This window comes from Lysinibacillus sp. NPDC047702 (assembly GCF_050272555.1).
In the GTDB taxonomy this organism is placed as follows: Bacteria; Bacillota; Bacilli; order Bacillales_A; family Planococcaceae; genus Lysinibacillus.
Window position 1 is genome coordinate 1 of the sequence record NZ_JBNNMG010000033.1, and the last position, 16325, is coordinate 16325.

At 35.0% G+C, this 16325-nt stretch carries 22 protein-coding genes and 1 pseudogene; 19 read left to right on the forward strand and 4 right to left on the reverse strand.

Annotated features, from left to right (window positions below; translation table 11 throughout):
- The 11 genes and pseudogenes from ACQKIM_RS15795 to ACQKIM_RS15845 form a co-directional block, all read left to right on the forward strand.
- Nucleotides 1-227, forward strand: a 227-nt coding sequence (locus tag ACQKIM_RS15795; protein ID WP_427545543.1) for a hypothetical protein, incomplete at its 5' end; no start/stop codon positions are given.
- A 180-nt stretch (nucleotides 228-407) separates the two neighbouring features.
- Entirely contained in the window at nucleotides 408-1118 is a 711-nt protein-coding gene (locus ACQKIM_RS15800) for a cytochrome c biogenesis CcdA family protein (protein WP_427545545.1), read from the forward strand.
- 52 nt (nucleotides 1119-1170) lie between these two features.
- On the forward strand, nucleotides 1171-1539 hold the full coding sequence (locus ACQKIM_RS15805) for a response regulator (protein ID WP_427545547.1): 369 nt from the start codon (nucleotides 1171-1173) through the stop codon (nucleotides 1537-1539).
- 24 nt (nucleotides 1540-1563) lie between these two features.
- Entirely contained in the window at nucleotides 1564-2061 is a 498-nt protein-coding gene (locus ACQKIM_RS15810; RefSeq protein ID WP_427545549.1) for a CcdC family protein, read from the forward strand.
- 616 nt (nucleotides 2062-2677) lie between these two features.
- Nucleotides 2678-3514 carry a CbrC family protein gene (locus ACQKIM_RS15815; RefSeq protein ID WP_427545551.1) on the forward strand — a complete coding sequence of 279 codons (837 nt, stop codon included), beginning with the start codon at nucleotides 2678-2680 and terminating at the stop codon, nucleotides 3512-3514.
- Between the two features lie 47 nt (nucleotides 3515-3561).
- Nucleotides 3562-3690, forward strand: a pseudogene (locus tag ACQKIM_RS15820) (hypothetical protein); the annotation flags it as partial.
- Nucleotides 3691-3778: 88 nt separating this feature from the next.
- Nucleotides 3779-4498: an Imm8 family immunity protein gene (locus tag ACQKIM_RS15825; RefSeq protein ID WP_427545553.1), complete on the forward strand. Its 720-nt coding sequence runs from the start codon at nucleotides 3779-3781 to the stop codon at nucleotides 4496-4498.
- Between the two features lie 286 nt (nucleotides 4499-4784).
- Nucleotides 4785-4928, forward strand: a complete 144-nt coding sequence (locus ACQKIM_RS15830) for a CbrC family protein (protein ID WP_427545555.1) — start codon at nucleotides 4785-4787, stop codon at nucleotides 4926-4928.
- On the forward strand, nucleotides 4903-6192 hold the full coding sequence (locus ACQKIM_RS15835) for a leucine-rich repeat domain-containing protein (protein ID WP_427545557.1): 1290 nt from the start codon (nucleotides 4903-4905) through the stop codon (nucleotides 6190-6192). The genes ACQKIM_RS15830 and ACQKIM_RS15835 overlap by 26 nt, the downstream gene beginning before the upstream one ends.
- A 93-nt stretch (nucleotides 6193-6285) precedes the next feature.
- The gene (locus tag ACQKIM_RS15840; protein WP_427545559.1) at nucleotides 6286-6567 is read left to right on the forward strand and encodes a hypothetical protein; all 282 of its coding nucleotides are present in this window, start codon (nucleotides 6286-6288) and stop codon (nucleotides 6565-6567) included.
- A 10-nt stretch (nucleotides 6568-6577) separates the two neighbouring features.
- A complete protein-coding gene (locus ACQKIM_RS15845) occupies nucleotides 6578-6769 on the forward strand; it encodes a hypothetical protein (RefSeq protein ID WP_427545561.1) in 192 nt (63 codons plus the stop codon).
- Nucleotides 6770-7180: 411 nt separating this feature from the next.
- Here ACQKIM_RS15845 and ACQKIM_RS15850 read toward each other — a convergent pair whose 3' ends face one another.
- Entirely contained in the window at nucleotides 7181-7633 is a 453-nt protein-coding gene (locus tag ACQKIM_RS15850) for a hypothetical protein (protein WP_427545563.1), read from the reverse strand.
- A 328-nt stretch (nucleotides 7634-7961) separates the two neighbouring features.
- On the reverse strand, nucleotides 7962-8957 hold the full coding sequence (locus ACQKIM_RS15855) for a DUF4885 family protein (protein ID WP_427545565.1): 996 nt from the start codon (nucleotides 8955-8957) through the stop codon (nucleotides 7962-7964).
- A 150-nt stretch (nucleotides 8958-9107) separates the two neighbouring features.
- Here ACQKIM_RS15855 and ACQKIM_RS15860 point away from each other — a divergent pair, with 150 nt between their 5' ends.
- Nucleotides 9108-9971 (forward strand): hypothetical protein, encoded by an 864-nt coding sequence (locus tag ACQKIM_RS15860; protein ID WP_427545567.1) that lies wholly within the window; start codon nucleotides 9108-9110, stop codon nucleotides 9969-9971.
- A gap of 498 nt (nucleotides 9972-10469) precedes the next feature.
- On the opposite strand, the gene ACQKIM_RS15865 is transcribed toward ACQKIM_RS15860, so the two are convergent.
- Nucleotides 10470-10898, reverse strand: a complete 429-nt coding sequence (locus ACQKIM_RS15865) for a DUF2621 domain-containing protein (RefSeq protein ID WP_427545569.1) — start codon at nucleotides 10896-10898, stop codon at nucleotides 10470-10472.
- A gap of 121 nt (nucleotides 10899-11019) precedes the next feature.
- On the opposite strand from ACQKIM_RS15865, the gene ACQKIM_RS15870 reads away from it, so the two are divergent.
- From ACQKIM_RS15870 to ACQKIM_RS15895, 6 genes are all read left to right on the forward strand, one after another.
- Complete coding sequence (locus ACQKIM_RS15870) at nucleotides 11020-11235, forward strand: DUF1659 domain-containing protein (protein WP_427545571.1); 216 nt, start codon at nucleotides 11020-11022, stop codon at nucleotides 11233-11235.
- 13 nt (nucleotides 11236-11248) lie between these two features.
- Nucleotides 11249-11473 carry a DUF2922 domain-containing protein gene (locus tag ACQKIM_RS15875; RefSeq protein WP_427545573.1) on the forward strand — a complete coding sequence of 75 codons (225 nt, stop codon included), beginning with the start codon at nucleotides 11249-11251 and terminating at the stop codon, nucleotides 11471-11473.
- Nucleotides 11474-11562: 89 nt separating this feature from the next.
- A complete protein-coding gene (locus ACQKIM_RS15880; RefSeq protein ID WP_427545575.1) occupies nucleotides 11563-11685 on the forward strand; it encodes a YvrJ family protein in 123 nt (40 codons plus the stop codon).
- 103 nt (nucleotides 11686-11788) lie between these two features.
- A complete protein-coding gene (locus ACQKIM_RS15885) occupies nucleotides 11789-12397 on the forward strand; it encodes an SCO family protein (protein WP_427545577.1) in 609 nt (202 codons plus the stop codon).
- Between the two features lie 230 nt (nucleotides 12398-12627).
- Complete coding sequence (locus tag ACQKIM_RS15890; protein ID WP_427545579.1) at nucleotides 12628-12984, forward strand: hypothetical protein; 357 nt, start codon at nucleotides 12628-12630, stop codon at nucleotides 12982-12984.
- Nucleotides 12985-13000: 16 nt separating this feature from the next.
- Nucleotides 13001-13534: a DUF1572 family protein gene (locus ACQKIM_RS15895; RefSeq protein WP_427545581.1), complete on the forward strand. Its 534-nt coding sequence runs from the start codon at nucleotides 13001-13003 to the stop codon at nucleotides 13532-13534.
- 38 nt (nucleotides 13535-13572) lie between these two features.
- On the opposite strand, the gene ACQKIM_RS15900 is transcribed toward ACQKIM_RS15895, so the two are convergent.
- Nucleotides 13573-14127 (reverse strand): delta-aminolevulinic acid dehydratase, encoded by a 555-nt coding sequence (locus ACQKIM_RS15900; RefSeq protein ID WP_427545583.1) that lies wholly within the window; start codon nucleotides 14125-14127, stop codon nucleotides 13573-13575.
- 373 nt (nucleotides 14128-14500) lie between these two features.
- Here ACQKIM_RS15900 and ACQKIM_RS15905 point away from each other — a divergent pair, with 373 nt between their 5' ends.
- Nucleotides 14501-16180: a methyl-accepting chemotaxis protein gene (locus ACQKIM_RS15905; RefSeq protein ID WP_427545585.1), complete on the forward strand. Its 1680-nt coding sequence runs from the start codon at nucleotides 14501-14503 to the stop codon at nucleotides 16178-16180.
- Nucleotides 16181-16325 lie beyond the last annotated feature (145 nt).

Sequence of the window (16325 nt, forward strand, 5' to 3'; positions counted from 1 at the left end):
TCATCGGACGCCCCCAGGAAAGCACTCAGTCGGAACGGAGATCAACCCCTCGTTTTGAAAAAGGGCTATACTTTTTAATTTGTCACCTTGATTTCGTTGACATAATAGTATTTCAACAACATGACCATAGCTCTTGCTGCTATGGTTCTTTTAAATGGGAAATTATGTTTGTAGAAATAACGCGAATTTTGTTGACAGATTATGCAAGCGGAAGGCATAATGCATAAGTACACGAACATTTACATCTATGTTACTGAGGTTGATTGGGAAATTGTGTGTAAGAGTATTAGGATAATTCACTTTTATAACACTTTATTGCCATGAAACGTTCACAATCAGGAAGGGCGCATTTTACAGTGATTTTTGGTACGATGGAGGCAGTAACTGTAAGGAGCGAATGAGAAAATATGGGAACTGATATTAACGTATTTTTAGCTTTCGGTGCAGGGTTTTTAAGCTTTATATCACCATGTACCCTTCCACTGTATCCAGCATTTTTATCATACATAACGGGTATGACTTTAGATGAGCTAAAATCTGAACGAGGCATGATGCAAAAACGTGCTGTTTTTCACACCTTGTTCTTTTTACTAGGATTTTCAATTATCTTTATTATGATAGGACTAGGAGCATCATTAGCAGCAGAGTTCTTCCTTAATTATCAAACCTTATTACGTCAGGTTGGTGCTATTTTAATCGTCGTATTTGGTTTAATGATTGTAGGTTTACTACAAATTGACCTTTTAATGAGGGATCGTAAATTCCAATTTAAAAATCGACCATCTGGTTATCTGGGGTCTGTTCTAATCGGGATAGCCTTTGCGGCTGGCTGGACACCATGTACAGGTCCAATTTTAGCGTCGATTATTATGTTAGCTAGTACAAACCCTGGTGCAGGCTTTAGCTATATGCTTGCTTATTATTTAGGCTTTGCGATTCCATTCTTCGTGTTATCGTTCTTTATTTCACGTATGACTTGGATTCGTACACACAGTCAAAAAATAGTTAAAATCGGTGGTTATATAATGATTGCCGTTGGAATATTGTTATTCTTTGATGGGTTAACGTATATTACACGCTTGTTACAGCCTATTTTCGGTGGATTTACAGGCTTCTAATCTGCTAAACTAAAGAGGCATACCGTACTTTAACGTGGAGGGAGATGAACAGATGCCTACAGTTTTGGTAGTGGATGATACGCTATTTATGCGTGTTGCAATAAGTAATATGTTTACCGAGTGGGGTTATGAGGTAGTCGGTAAGGCAGCCAATGGTAAGGAAGCTGTAGCGATGTATCGAGAGTTGCAACCAGATCTTGTCACGATGGATGTAACGATGCCCGTTATGACAGGTATTGCGGCAGTAAAAAAAATCATCCCTGAATTTCCAAATGCAAAAATAATTATGATTACTGCTTTAGGTCAACAAAAGTTAATTGTGGAAGCGATTGAAAGTGGTGCGAAAGATTTTATTACAAAACCATTTGAGCCAGAAAGATTGAAAGCTGTAGTAGATCAATTGCTTGGACAAAATTGTTAAATTGACATTAGAGGAGGATTTTTTATGTTAAGCAATATCCCTTCTCACTATTATGTTATAGGTTCGACCATAATGGCCATTTTAATGGGTAGCTTTGTCATGGTAATACGTATGAGAGCATCCAAAAAACCAACAAATGAGAAGAAAATTATCATTCCACCTATCGCAATGTCTTCAGGTGCGTTAATGTTTTTATTTGAACAATTCCGTGTGCCGCCTATGCAAATTTTAGAGGCATCAGCAGTCGGGATGGTGTTCTCAACAATACTAATCGCCACTTCAAAATTTGAAGTAAAGGGACAAGATATTTATTTAAAACGTTCAAAAGCCTTCGTTTTTATTTTAATTGGGCTATTAGTGTTCCGAGTTGTGGCGAAAATGATATTAAGTAGCTCCATTGATGTTGGTGAGCTAGCAGGAATGTTTTGGATTTTGGCCTTTGCTATGTTAGTTCCTTGGCGAATTGCCATGCTTGTTCAATTTATCAAAGTTAAAAAAACCATTCCTTTTAAAAATTTGTAATGGAAAGCCTACACTAGTGTTTAGTGCAGGCTTTTTATCGTTTTTGGGGGACGGATAGAATCATTGAAATGTTTGATAGCACTACCGATACATAGGATAGAACATCAAAAGTGATGGATAGCTCCACTAATCTTTATAGGTGAAGTCTAAGAAACCTTTTTTCTTTTGTAATCATCGTTTTTTCCTCGATTCCTTCAAATAATACAATATATGAATTCTTCGCATAGAGAGAAGTTTGTTACAAAATGAATATTAATAATTGCAAGTAAAGCATAGATGAAACGTCCTTTTCAATACACTGTATAATGGAAAGAGATTGCTTCATCATTGTACAGCATTTAATCAACGAAGTGTCTGGTATACGTGCCATTTTCCAGACACCTTTTTATGTTTGAGTGGAAAACTAGTTAATTTTGTTGACCGTAGATAAAAAATGAGTTTTCAAAAAAGTTACTTGTATGTTATTCTCGAAACAGAACGTATATTCTTATCGAGGTGGGAATTGTGAGTTATGATTTAATGGTTTTTGATAAAGAGAAAAATCCGAGCAACAAAGAAGTATTTTTGCAATGGTTTGATAAATCATTAAATCATATGTCGAGAGGTGGATGGAGAAATGACAGAAAATCTTATGGCACAGTGGCGAGTACAAAGAAAAGCATTTGATGTGAAGAATGCCAAAGCAATTAATGCCATGCATGAATTAAAGGAGCAAGTTCAACAAGCAGAACCAACAGAGATAAATTTACGCTTGCTTGTCGAAATCTTCTGTATGTTGCACATGTATGATGAGGCATACAAAATTTTTATATCTGTTATGGACATGCACAGTAAAAAAGACAAGAAAAAATACAGTACAATTCTCTATTGGATGGACAATCCACAAAATGTAAAGCCTTTATTACCATGTCTTATTCAGGAAAAAGTTCAGATGAAAACACCATTACCAACATTTAAATATATGCCAAACCCAATCCAAGCCAACATTTTTGAAACAGGCGAAATCGTTGTTTGTGATTGCTGTGAGCAGGAAGTGGAGATTTATTATACAGGTGGAATTTATGCGGTGACAGAAGTAGAGTATCTTTGCCCAAGCTGTATTCATAGCGGGCAGGCTGCCGAAAAATTCGATGGCGAGTTTCAGCAAGATTTGCTCAATTCAGAGCTTGTTAACAATGAGACCTACACGGATGAGATATTACATCGAACACCAGGTTATGCTAGTTGGCAAGGCAATAATTGGGTAGCCCATTGTACGGATTACTGTGCGTTTATTGGCTATGTCGGGTGGGATGAGCTTGTGGAAATGGGTGTTACGGAGAAGTTGGCGCATTTTGATGGTGATACAAATGAAGAGTTAGCTGCTACTTTACGCAATAATGGTTCACATCAAGGCTATTTGTTCCAATGCTTAGAATGCCAGCAATACATTGTTTATTCTGATTTAGATTAAAGAGAGTTGGAAAATCAAAAAGTTCTAAATGACAATATAGGGGGCGTCTAGTTACGCCAATCATTGAAGATTGCTCAGAAGAATTACGAGCTTTGCTTGAATCGATCTCCATTCCTTTTGTTGAGAAGGACAGTTTTTTTGTGATTTATGGACATGCGAAAGAGGTTGATTTTTAGAAGATAAAATGTCGTGTCTATCCTTTGAGCAGGGAATATATTGCTAGTATTCTACAAGTGGGTTATCGCAAAAATAGGGGGGAATGCGTTGGTTAAATGGGAATTAAAAAATTTACATTTACAAGGTTTTATTGAATATCCTGATAGTTTGGAGCAAGTTTTCTTTCAAGTGGCATTGGAGCTTGGATTTGTAGGCGAAGCACGCTCTATTATAGGTCAGAATGTTGTAATGGTTGCTACCCCTGAGGCATTGAGAAATAGTTTTCGTCAATATAATCATTATATGATAAAGAGAATTTTAGTTATTGATGAATTTGATTTCAAAAAGATCAATGATACCATTAAAGAAATATTGCAAATTTGTTCTAAATCATCAAAGGAAGAATCATATAGTTACTTGAGAAGATTGGTTCAATGGGAGTATGAAGGTTACGATATAGAGGAAGGCAATAAAGTGGTTGAGCTAGAATTAAGAGATTTTTCCTCATCAAATTTTGCCTCTATTGACAAGTGGCGTCCTGATAGTTTGGAGCAAGTTTTCTTTTCTTTGGATTTGGAGATTGGACTAAAAGGCGAGACAGCTTCCAATATGTTTTACGTTAAGGTAGCTACTCCAGAGGCATTGAGAAGTCGCCAACATGAATTTGTCATTGCAAGAAATAGAACATTAATTATAGATGAGTTTGATATTAAAAAATTAAGAGAAGCCATCCAAGAAATTGTGCAAAACTGTTCCAAGCAGACTTGGGAAGAATCGTGTATATGTTTGCAACGATTTTTTCAGTGGGAATATGAGGATTATAGATGAAAACGAGGCATGTAAAAATTGATATGATGAAGTGTTTGGGTATAAAAAGATTTTATCTTTTCGACAGGAAACATTGTTCGTCATACGAGATATTTGTATGGAAAAAGGACTAGCAAAGGTGAGTGCAATATTTCATTATATTTATTCGTAGCTTACAATGATTAATAAAAATAAACTGTACAATGGCTTAGTATATATAGGGGAATTTGAGACATATTTCATTTAGTAGCTTTCTTACCATTGATAATCATAGATGGCAATATGTATTATTCAGGAAGAAGTTGAGATGAAAACACCATTACCAACATTTAAATATATGCCCAACCCAATCCAAGCCAACATTTTTGAAACAGGCGAAATCGTTGCTTGTGATTGTTGTGAGCAGGAAGTGGAGATTTTTTATAATGGATATAACACAAGATTTCATTGATGAGAACTTTAAAACGTATGTACTTGAAACGTTTTGTAACAATCGTAAAACTATTTTATTTAGCGATGTGAATCAAATTGAATCCTTACAACTGAGGAATCGCAATTACACTAGTCTACAAGGTATTGAGCATTTTATAGCGCTCAAAGAACTAGATTGTGCATTCAATGATTTAACTGAACTGGATACTCGTTATAACTATCATTTGCAAACTCTTATTTGTTGTACAAACAAAATAACGTCACTAGATATAAGTAATCAGTCAAAATTAGAAGAATTGTCTTGTAGAAATAATGAGCTAACGCAACTAGATGTAAGCTATAACCCTCTCTTGAAAATACTAAATTGTACTGTAAACCAAATCACGTCTTTGAATTTGATGAACAATTCTTTCTTGGAAAAGGTCGATTGTGGCTTTAACCGAATGCGAGAGTTGGATGTCAGTCACAATGTCAAACTTGTTTCTTTGGTGTGTTATCAGAATATGCTTTCGGCGTTGCATTTGGAGCAAAATCACCATCTGCAAGAACTAAACTGTGGGTATAATTCTTTATTAACACTACATTTAGAGCATCATGCCGAGCTCACCCACCTTGACTGTGGAAACAATTATTTACTTCTTTTAGATATAACGAGTTGTCTAAAATTAGAGAGTGTTCGTTGCAATCATAACCACCTTAACTATTTGGATGTCAGTCAAAATCCAATGTTGCAACGATTAAGATGTTTCAACAATCATATTACAGAGCTAGATATTCGCCATAATGTGCAATTGGTCGAGCTATATTGTTCAGAAAATAAACTAACTCAGTTAGATACGACATATAATCTATTGCTAGAAGAGTTGAATTACGCTGACAATCTAATGATGGAGCCAATGTACGTTATTCAAGGTGTTGGAACGTTTCAATATGATAATGGGGCAACTTTTTATCGGTCGACATGGAGTTATAAGGAACAGGAAATTTTTGTTCAAACGACAGCAAGAACAGAAGCAATGATTAAACGGTTATCGCCCACTATCAAAAAAGTGTGGAATCACTTGGATACACTAAACAGCAGTGCGCTAGACTTGATTACTGAAATACATGCTGAGGAAGATAAAAGCAATTTACTATTAGTTGAATTGATTTTTAACACAGATGATACAACAATACAATTAGGCTATGATGTAGGTGACTCTCCAGCGGGACAACTTTATATTTATGTATCTTTTGATGAGAAATTCAATATAGACAGCAAACTGGTTTATGAAACATATTAGGGCTGTTAGAATCCATTCTTAACAGCCACGACAAAAGCCAAGGGAGAAAAGTTCAAGTTTGTCGTGAACTAGAAAAAAGAGGTGAATGTTTAGATGACTTTAGCGGAATTGGCTGCTTTTTTGAAAACCAAACCCACTTTCCTAGATTATAAAGATGAATTGGTACTGATTAAAGCATTACCGAAACTATCCACCCAGTCAGTACATGAACAAAAGGAACTCTTTTTACAAGTGCTCGATACGTTGATGGACTCGCATACGTTTGGCGGTGATTACTTGGAAAAGGAAGCAAAAGACCAGCCTTATTTTGATACGTGTTTGGCTTTTCTTGAAAAATTAGATGTGCCAGTTGTGATAGAAGATTTGCGTTTGTGAGGGATAGAAAATGACTTTACAACGACTTATGGCTTTGCGAGATACTTTAGATGACATTGGATGGATGATTATAGAACCAGCATCCAATCCTTTTCGTATACATCATAATTGTATAGAGTTATTACTAGAACAAGATACGACGCAATTGCAGATACGGTTTTCAACTATATTTCAGTTTGGGCGATACATGATGGAAGATTGATGTTGGTCAGTAAAATTGAACTGAATCGCAATTTCATTGTTCTCATGAATCTAAATTGTATCAATCAGCTCAACCAATAAACCTCCGTCAAGTACTTGAATATTTTATGCTTTAAAAATGTTTTATCACGAATAATTGGACAAAAAGTTTATATGTAGCACCCGATTTTTTAATTTTTAGACACGGCCTAGTAGAAATGTTCAATTTATTACCTGAATCCGAACAAGATTTAACATATTATATAATATAACGTCTTGTACTTGCTTGGGATAATGATTATACCAAACTAACACCTGTAGAACGTACAAGTCTTGAAGAATCAATTCAAGATTTAGAGCTTGGTGAAGTAAGTAAGTAATTATACAGACATTGTTTGGAACTGAATAATGACATAAAGAAGCACCCATTCAACTAAATAGGTGCTTTTTTCATAAATTTCAAATTGGTATCATATGAAATTATTGATTTTTCTTTACTTTCTATAAGGTGGTGTACTCTACTTCCAAACTCTACATGAGAATTATTTACTTGTGAAACATTTTGGTTTTGAAATGATTGATTGCTGTTACCTGTTATAAATATTGGCACAATACATAACGGACAACTACCATCATTTTCAATCATAGAACCACATAGCGAGCAATACTTGTCTTCAAGCTCAACTGTTTGATTAACTTTGTCTTCCAGAAGATCTAATTCCAATGAAGACTTCAAATCGCTAGGATTAGTTATTGCTAATGATTTTTCTTTCAAAAAGTCATTAAATACGGTTGCAAATAAAGAGGTTTTTATTGGAACAGTAACTACATTATTCATTTTGCGATTTGTAATAGTATTAAATGTACTGAGATCATTAATGTCCATAAAATCCTCCCAATAATTTTATTTTCATGGTGCAACTAAGAACGATTGTCATTAGATTGGTTATGGCATCTCCATAGCTTTGTATAACTCGTCACTACAATCCACCTCATATTCCGCACCCTTGAAGTAAATTTTGGATGCATATAAAGCCATGGTATCATTCAGATTGACATACGTGAAAATACGATATTTTTGGTAAAAATCCAGTTTTGAAAACCTCAGATGCTGATGCTTTCCCCATGATCACGTGATTTTTCAACAATACCTCTCAATAAAGTCTTATAAAGTGCAGTATATATTGCCAGTTAATAGTAAAGTATGCTCTTTTCTAAATTGAAAAACGGTGTGTTCTCAACTGCTCAATCCAATCTGTTCTCCCTGTTCCATAGCTTTCGCGTTGTCCTACATCATGGAAAGAGCCATTTTCATAGTCAATAGACAAGATTAAATCAGGTATCGAGTCAAATCCCTGTTTAGCAAGGTCTGCTAACTGTGAACCGTAATGACTATTCCGTACTCCTCGTTCCCAATCCGATACATAGGAATTTTTTTTCAAATTGTTTTGGTAAATTTCAAAAATATCTGTTCCATCCTCCGTTACAAACTTGTTATCTACTACCTGTAAATCTTTCAAATTATAACCCGTCACATTTTGAATCTCACGGACAAGGTTATATTTGTCATATTTTTTTTGTGTAAATTGTGTCGAATCATCGGAACGGCTTTTGATAATATGGGCAAATAGTTGCTTGGCATTGTTCGCGGAATTGAGTGCTTCTTCTAATAATCGAGCAAATTCTGAATCCTTTGTCCCGCTAACACCCAATTTATAAGTGTTAGGGTCAATGGTAAATGTTAATTTTGCATCTTTAGGTATCGTCAGTTGATACTGACTCAATAGTTGTTGGAATTGCCCATTTATTTGTTGGCGATTAAATGCTTTTTTGGTCGCTACCTCAACATCGTCATAAATGGGTGGCTTGTCACGAAAGATTGCATCAAGGTGTGACATATTTGCCTTACCAGCCCTTAGCCAAGTCAATTCGGTACTAGAAGCAATATCCCTTTCTTGAGCAGTCAAGTCATGTCTAAAGTAAGATGAGAGAGGATTATGATACTTATCCATGATATGTTGTTTGGGATCTTGAAACATTTTATTTTGCTCCGTTACTTTTTGATAATGTTCTGTGTGTAATTGTCTACGTCTATCTGACTCGCTTTCATACTCATTTCGGCTTTGAATAACCGTTGTATCTTTTTCAATTGGAGTTGTTTTAGTAGCCGTATTTGTTGGGACAAATGGTGGATTTGAACTTATTTTCATACAAATCACTCCTGTTTTTATTTTATAGTGTTAGTATCGGCTGGATATAAAAATAAATAATGGGTTTATTAACCTTTTTCAAAAATAAACTTTACATAAAATTCAATTTATATGAAAATAATAGGTAAAATAACAAAAGGAGGATTTGTTATGTTGAAAAATATATCAAAGCATTTACTAGGATTCACCGTAGCTTTGTTTGTTGTCTTGTCCTTAGCTACAACTACATCAGCAGCGGGTACAATTACAGGAAATAATAGTTTTGCCACTGCTTATTCGGTGGGTTATTGGAAATATAGTAATATAGATACAACTATTTTACCAGAAGACGAGGAGGCAGCTTATTTTAAATTTACACTAAATGCTGGTGAAAAAGTGTATGTGAAAAGCTCCTATCAAAGCCAATATCAAGGGATGAAGATTGAATTATTTAATACTAATCAGCAACCAATTGATGAAGGAACTGCTGTAGTCAATCCTGCTTCATTAACACCATTTATTTTTGCAAAGGCAGATGCTGCTAGCGCTCAAACAGTATACGTGAAGGTAGGTAGAGGAAATTATACGGGCAATATGTATTTTACAATTTCAATCTTAGAGCGTACCAAATCAGGTAGCGGTATATTTAATTTTTCTGGTACAGCTACAAACTCAGGGAATACAGGTTTAAATCTAAATGGCGTAGACTCTACTGTGATCACAATGGATTTAAGAAATAATGCAACAATCCCAGATAAAGCAGTTGTTAAGTCAATCACGACATCAAGTACGCAAACACCGAGTCAAGGAAATATATTGCATAAAATTAGTTCAGAACAGACAAATGTTTGGTATACAGCTATTGTTTCAAACGCAACAAATGGACAGTATACAATATCTTTACAAGACCAATTAATGGCAGCTCAGAAATGGAATTTCAAATATAATGCCAAAGCAACAGCTTCCTCTAAAATGACTAATGTACGAGCGACTATTAATTATGAATATGATGTGACAGACCAATTTCAATATTAATGAAATGGGTTTGAAATGGTAAAAACCAAGCCGTGTGAAAAGAAGGGCACTGAAAAACTAAAAAATTCACTTATTTATATTAGAAATTTGTCTTTTGTTAGATTTGAAAATTTGAAAAAGTCGATTTGCATCACAATTTTTGTGGCAAATCGACTTTTTCAGTCCCCTCTGTGAAAAGCGGCTTGGTTTTATTTTTCTTTCTATTTTGAACAAAAAAATTTAACGATGCTTTCTTTTAAAATGAACGCAGACCATATGAATAAATACATCATCCATTGTACCTTGACATCATGAATAAAAGCTTATAGAAAAGTACCAATTGTCTTTCCAATAGAGAGCCTTTAATCAAAGTTATCTCCGAACAGGACCGTCGCTTTCCTATCGGCATTTATTAAACTACATACAGAATCACCATTTATTTTTTAAGAATATTCATAAGTCAAGTGATTATTTATTTTCGTAGAAAAACGCTGCACAAAATCATTGTGCAGCGTACCATTAATCAAATAGATGTTCATAGGGGGTAATGTCAATTTTCATTTCCGCTAATTTTTTGCGTAAAAATTTATGATCACGCTTAGGGGTTGCTTGAATATAACCACGAATAATTAAGTCATTGTTAATGGCAGGCGCTTTTTCCTCTAAAGCGAGCTCGCCAATTTTCCCTGCAATTTTCTCCTTTGCTACTTGTCTAAACAGCTCAGGGACAGGGCTAACAAGTTCATATAAAAGCTCTTTCTCAGGTTGTCCCCATAAATGAATGGTTTTATCTAAATAAAACTCTTGCCAATCTAAATCCGATTTACCATCCTGCTTTGGTAAAGCCTTTAAAAACTTGCGGAACATAAAAAATCCACCTATCCCCATAAAGGTAATCAATACGACTACCCAAAACAAGATAAACCATAAAAACCAGCCTGTTAACAAATCGTTCACCTCTTTGCTTTCTCTCACTCTATTATAAAAGCTAGTAAAAAAAAATTCATCCTTAATGTCCCTCTTTTAGCAATAAGTCCGTATATATTGTGTAAGAAAGGGGGTGACATCTATGACAAGCGTAAATTTTGTTAATGCAACACTTCGTTTAAAGTATGTTACTGGCTACAATGCACAAAACGAGCCAAAGTTCGCAACGAAGACATACCGAAATGTAAATGGTTCGCATTCAACAGTGGATTTATTAGCCGTGGCGAATGCCATTGCAAGTCTATCTACACATCCATTGGACAGCATTTCCAAAGTAGAAACAACAGATTTATCCTAAGGAGGGAAAAAAGATGACACAAGTTTTAGAACTGCAATTTGAAACAGCCATTGGGAAGACAACTGTGCTTACGATTGATGCACCGAAGCCAACAATTACAACTGCGGAGATTCAACAAGTTATGCAGACGATTATCGCTAAAAATGTTTTTGAAGGACAAGCGGGTACTCTAGTTAGCATAAAAGGAGCACGTATCATTGATCGCCAAGTGACGGAACTTGAATTAGTGATGGCATAATGAAGAAAAGGTCTTTGTGGGATTATACTACAAAGACCTTTTTTAACAGGAGAATACTCAATTTTAATTTGTGAAGGAGGAATTTAAAAATGGAGCAGTGGTTAAACATGATATCGGATATAGGCTTTCCGATTATGGTGTCGTTTTATTTGTTGCACCGAGTAGAGGTAAAGCTGGATGCGATTCATGATGCACTTATTTCCTTAAAGTGAAATCTATTTCACAAAGATGTCCGAAAGCTGTCACTTGGGAGTCCTTGTCAACGTTATGATCATACGATAGGATGAGGGTAATGTAGGTAGGGAGCGTGTTAAGATGAAAAATAAAATAATTGGATTTATACTACTTTTGATACTAACAACTGTACTTAGTGCATGTGGAAATGCAAAATTTAAGGCAGATTATGACTTAGCACTGCCAGATTTTGACCATGTCAACCAACGTGGTGAAGCTGTTTCTTTAAAGAGTTTAAAAGGAAAACCATGGATTGGGATGTATATTTTCACTAATTGTACTTCTATTTGTCCGCCAATGTCCTTTAATATGGCGCAGGTTCAAGAAAAGCTGAAGAAAAAAGGTGTGGAAGATTATCAGATTGTTGCGTTTTCAGTGGATCCTGATGTTGATAAGCCAGAGGTACTTGCAGATTATCTAAGCAAATATAATGTACCTGATGAGTCAAAGTGGAATCTCCTTACTGGTTATTCACAAAAATATATTGAACAATTCGCAGTAAAATCAACTAAAATTATGGTAAAGGATGATCCTAATTCCGATCAAGTGATTCATGGTAATCAATTTTTCTTAGTGGATAAAGACGGGGTTTTAGTAAAAATGTATACTGGATATGCCAAAAATATTGAGGATGTACCCATCGATACAATGGCGTCTGATATCGAAACATATATTGATGAAAATTTATAATAACTAGAAGGAAACCGTCTCGACATGAAGAGATGGTTTTTTTTATGGAGAAAAATAATCTTTTATAGTTGAGCTTCGTTTATGGATCTATTAATGGTTATGTTTTTCAAGTCGGCTATCTAATTATACTTGGTCGTAATTAGTCAACTTAATTTATGTAAAAAAGTCTATTTTCTTCGTGTTAAATATTGTAAAATATAGCTAACTTCAAGAAATAGGGAGGTTCGTTGTTGATAGCTAAGTGTAAAGCATGTGGAATGGAAGTAACTAGAAGTTTGAAGGAGTTGACGAATAATAAATTATTGAATAATAATGATGCACAGAATTATGTACCAAAAGGATATTATGTAAAAAGTGATGGTGTGTTTATGGATCAACAAGAATCCATCATATTGATTCATAAGGAAGATTTAATAAATAGTAACTATCATTCTAATGAAAGAAGATTAAATGGCTGCTGTGGATACGATGGGCTTGATGGAATGAATCGTATTTGTCTTCAAGAACATGAAATTGGGACAGAGTACTCTGATTGTTGGATGTCACACAAAATTGCATTAAATCTTGACTGTATAGACATCATTTGAAGAAGGGAGAATATTTATGAACTTCGAACAAATCTATTTAGATGTGATTAGTAAAAGGTTTAAAAATCTCAAAGAGCAAGGGGACAAAACACTTTCTCAGTTAAATTATGAGCAATATCATTGGACTATTAATGAAGAGTCAAATAGCATTGCTGTTATAGTCAAGCATATTAGTGGCAACATGATATCCAGATGGACTGATTTTTTAATAACGGATGGCGAGAAACCAACGAGAAATCGAGACGATGAATTTATAGACAGTCTTACTACTGTTGAAGAGATCTTGACAACCTGGGAAAAGGGATGGCAAGTTTTTTTGGATGCCATTGAACAATTAACAGAAGCTGATTTAGAGAAAGTTATTACAATCAGGGGGGAGCAGCATTCGGTGATTGATGCTATTGAAAGACAAATGTCACATTATGCTCAGCATGTCGGACAAATTATTTACATCGCGAAGCAAGTAACTGGTTCACAGTGGCAAACATTAAGTATACCAAGAGGGCAATCTCAGGATTTCACAGATACGATGGTAAAAAAACATCAATAAAGAAAATCGTAGCTGTTTATCGCTACGATTTTTTGATATTATGAAGAATAAAGCTGATACATGGAGGTTTCTGTATCTATAGATTTAGCGATATCATATGCCTCCTGCTGTGTTTTCCCATGCGCTATAATTTCATACATAAACCTAATTAAAAACATTAAATTTGCATTGCCATCTATGTAGTCATCTGGACCTAAATAGGAGTGACAGCCTCTTTCTAAAAAGACAGAAGCTAATTGCTTTTCACCTAATGTACAGCCAGAGGCAATCACCTTCACATCATGAAGTTGACAATATTGCAAGACTTCTTGTGAACTAAAAAATGCTCCTCTTGGTTCATTTAATTCATAAATATCTTCCCCTAGCTCTGGCATGCAAAAGCGCCCCTCGTCACCATGAAAATTAAGAATTAAATAATCTAGCTTTTGATCAAGATCTTGACCTGATAGTACATCTATGAAATCATTGGGTCTTCCAATTAAGTGAAGCGTCACTCTTGCACCAAATGACTCCAAGACAGATCTTAAAGCAATGGATTCTATATCACAATCTGGACCAACTACTAAGCTCACATATAAATCTGGTTTACTCATATTGATGACCTCCCATATCTAGTCATCGTTAGTATAAGTCATTCCATCAAGGAAAGGGAAATAAAACCATTAAAATATCACGGAATTCCTTTGGTGTAATAAACCGTATATAACAATAGTTTGATGTGAATATAAAAGCTTGTATTACACTGCTATCTAGTTATCCGCAAACATAGCACTAAAATCATTAGTCAATATTTTTAGCATGGTAGTTGATTGAAACGTTGAAAAGTCAAGAAATTTTAAAATGTGTTTATTTATTGTAAAAAATTAGTTTTATATGAAGATTTTCGATTTACTTCATCTAGGATAATAGTTATAGATAGGCTATACTCAAGAGAGCTTATGACAATAGCAGAATAGAGGGAGCTTTATGAAGATAACGGTAGAAAGAAAATTGCAGTTTGCTTTTGGGCTAGTGTTGATTTTTCTATTATTAATTACAGGTATTTCTATGTACTATTTAAATGAAAATCGACACACGCTTAAAGAGATTCAAGAAAAAACAGAACTGATCGATTTATATCAGGATATTTCATTTCAAACAGTTCGAGCAAACGCAGCCATAAGAGGCTATATGCTGTATGGAAAGGAAGAAATGCTTAACAATCATTTTGAAATTCGTGATACCTTACATAAATCCATTCGTCGTATTGAAGAACTTGGCTATAAAAATGCAGACTTCGAACAGTTTTTAAAGCAATTAGATGAATGGGAAAAGCCAATTGATGAAAAAATAGTCCCACTATTTCAAAATGGTGAGCATCAACAAGCACAGCAGCTTGCGTTACCAATATTAGGAGAAGGCTCGCAAAAATTAGTTGTCTTTGGAAAAACAATGGCAACAGCGCAGCAAAAAGATATGCAGAACCTTATAGAGGTAACAAGGCAAGGTGGAGACAGAAGTGGTAAAGAAATTGCTGCATTGGCAATTATATCACTGCTTATCAGTATTATTATTGCAACTGTATTTGGCAGAAGGGTTGCAAAAAATATTCAACAAACCGTTGTGGAAATGGATAAGTTTTCAAATGGTGATTTACAAACACACCTTCAATTTAAAACAAAGGATGAGTTTGCTCAACTGGCGAATTCCTTTAATATAATGTCAGAAAAATTGAGACATACGATGAAGCAAGTTGGACAATCCTCTGAACAAGTAGCAGCAACCTCTGAGCAATTGACAGCAAGCAGTATTGAGGTAACGCAGGCGACTGAAGTGGTGACAGAATCCATTCAAGATATTGCACAGGGGATTGAACAGCAGGACTCTCTAACAAGTGATGTTCGAAATTTATCCTCACATATCTTGAAAAAAATGAATGAGATTTCTTCAAGTATTGATAATGTTAATAGTGCCACGGTGGAAACGAAAAGCATGGCGAGTTCAGGGCGTTCCTCTGTACAGGATGTTATTGAACAAATGAATGAGATTTCAGATAATACGGCAGAGCTAAGCACACGCGTTAATGATTTAGATGAAAATACGGCAGCGATTGTTTCAGCGGTGAATGTTATTAAAAATATTGCCACGCAAACGAATTTATTAGCCATCAATGCCTCTATAGAAGCAGCACGAAGCGGTGAGCATGGTAAGGGCTTTGCAGTAGTTGCAGAAGAGGTTCGAAAACTAGCAGATGAATCGAATTTAGCTGCTATAGATATAGAAAAAGTCGTTGCACAAATTACAGAAAGCACTCGAATAATCGAGGAAGACATGGGTAATAGTAATGAATCTGTAACGGTTGGCAGGGACAAAGTGAATGTGGCAAGAGATAATTTCTTAACAATTGATGAGGCTATAAATGACGTGCAGGCACAAACACAGGCTGTCACGGCAGCTATACGAGCAATTTATCTAGATATTGAAAAACTAGTGAAAGAAATTGACTATATTAGCGAGGTATCCATGAAATCAAGCGGCAATGTGCAAAGTGTCGCTGCATCATCTGAAGAACAAAACGCGGCGATGGAAGAAGTTGCAGCAGCCTCTTCTCATCTGGCTAAAATGGCGATTGACCTACAAGAATCTATTCAGGCTTTTAAATATTAACCTTCCTCTCATCTTTGACGTGTCAAGAAGATAAAGGAGTTATAAAAAAATAAATTCAATCGTCTAAATGAAGCGTATTCGATATATCAATCGAATACGCTTAAAATTTTTTATCGATTAAAATTGTGAATTTATCGAAAGTTTT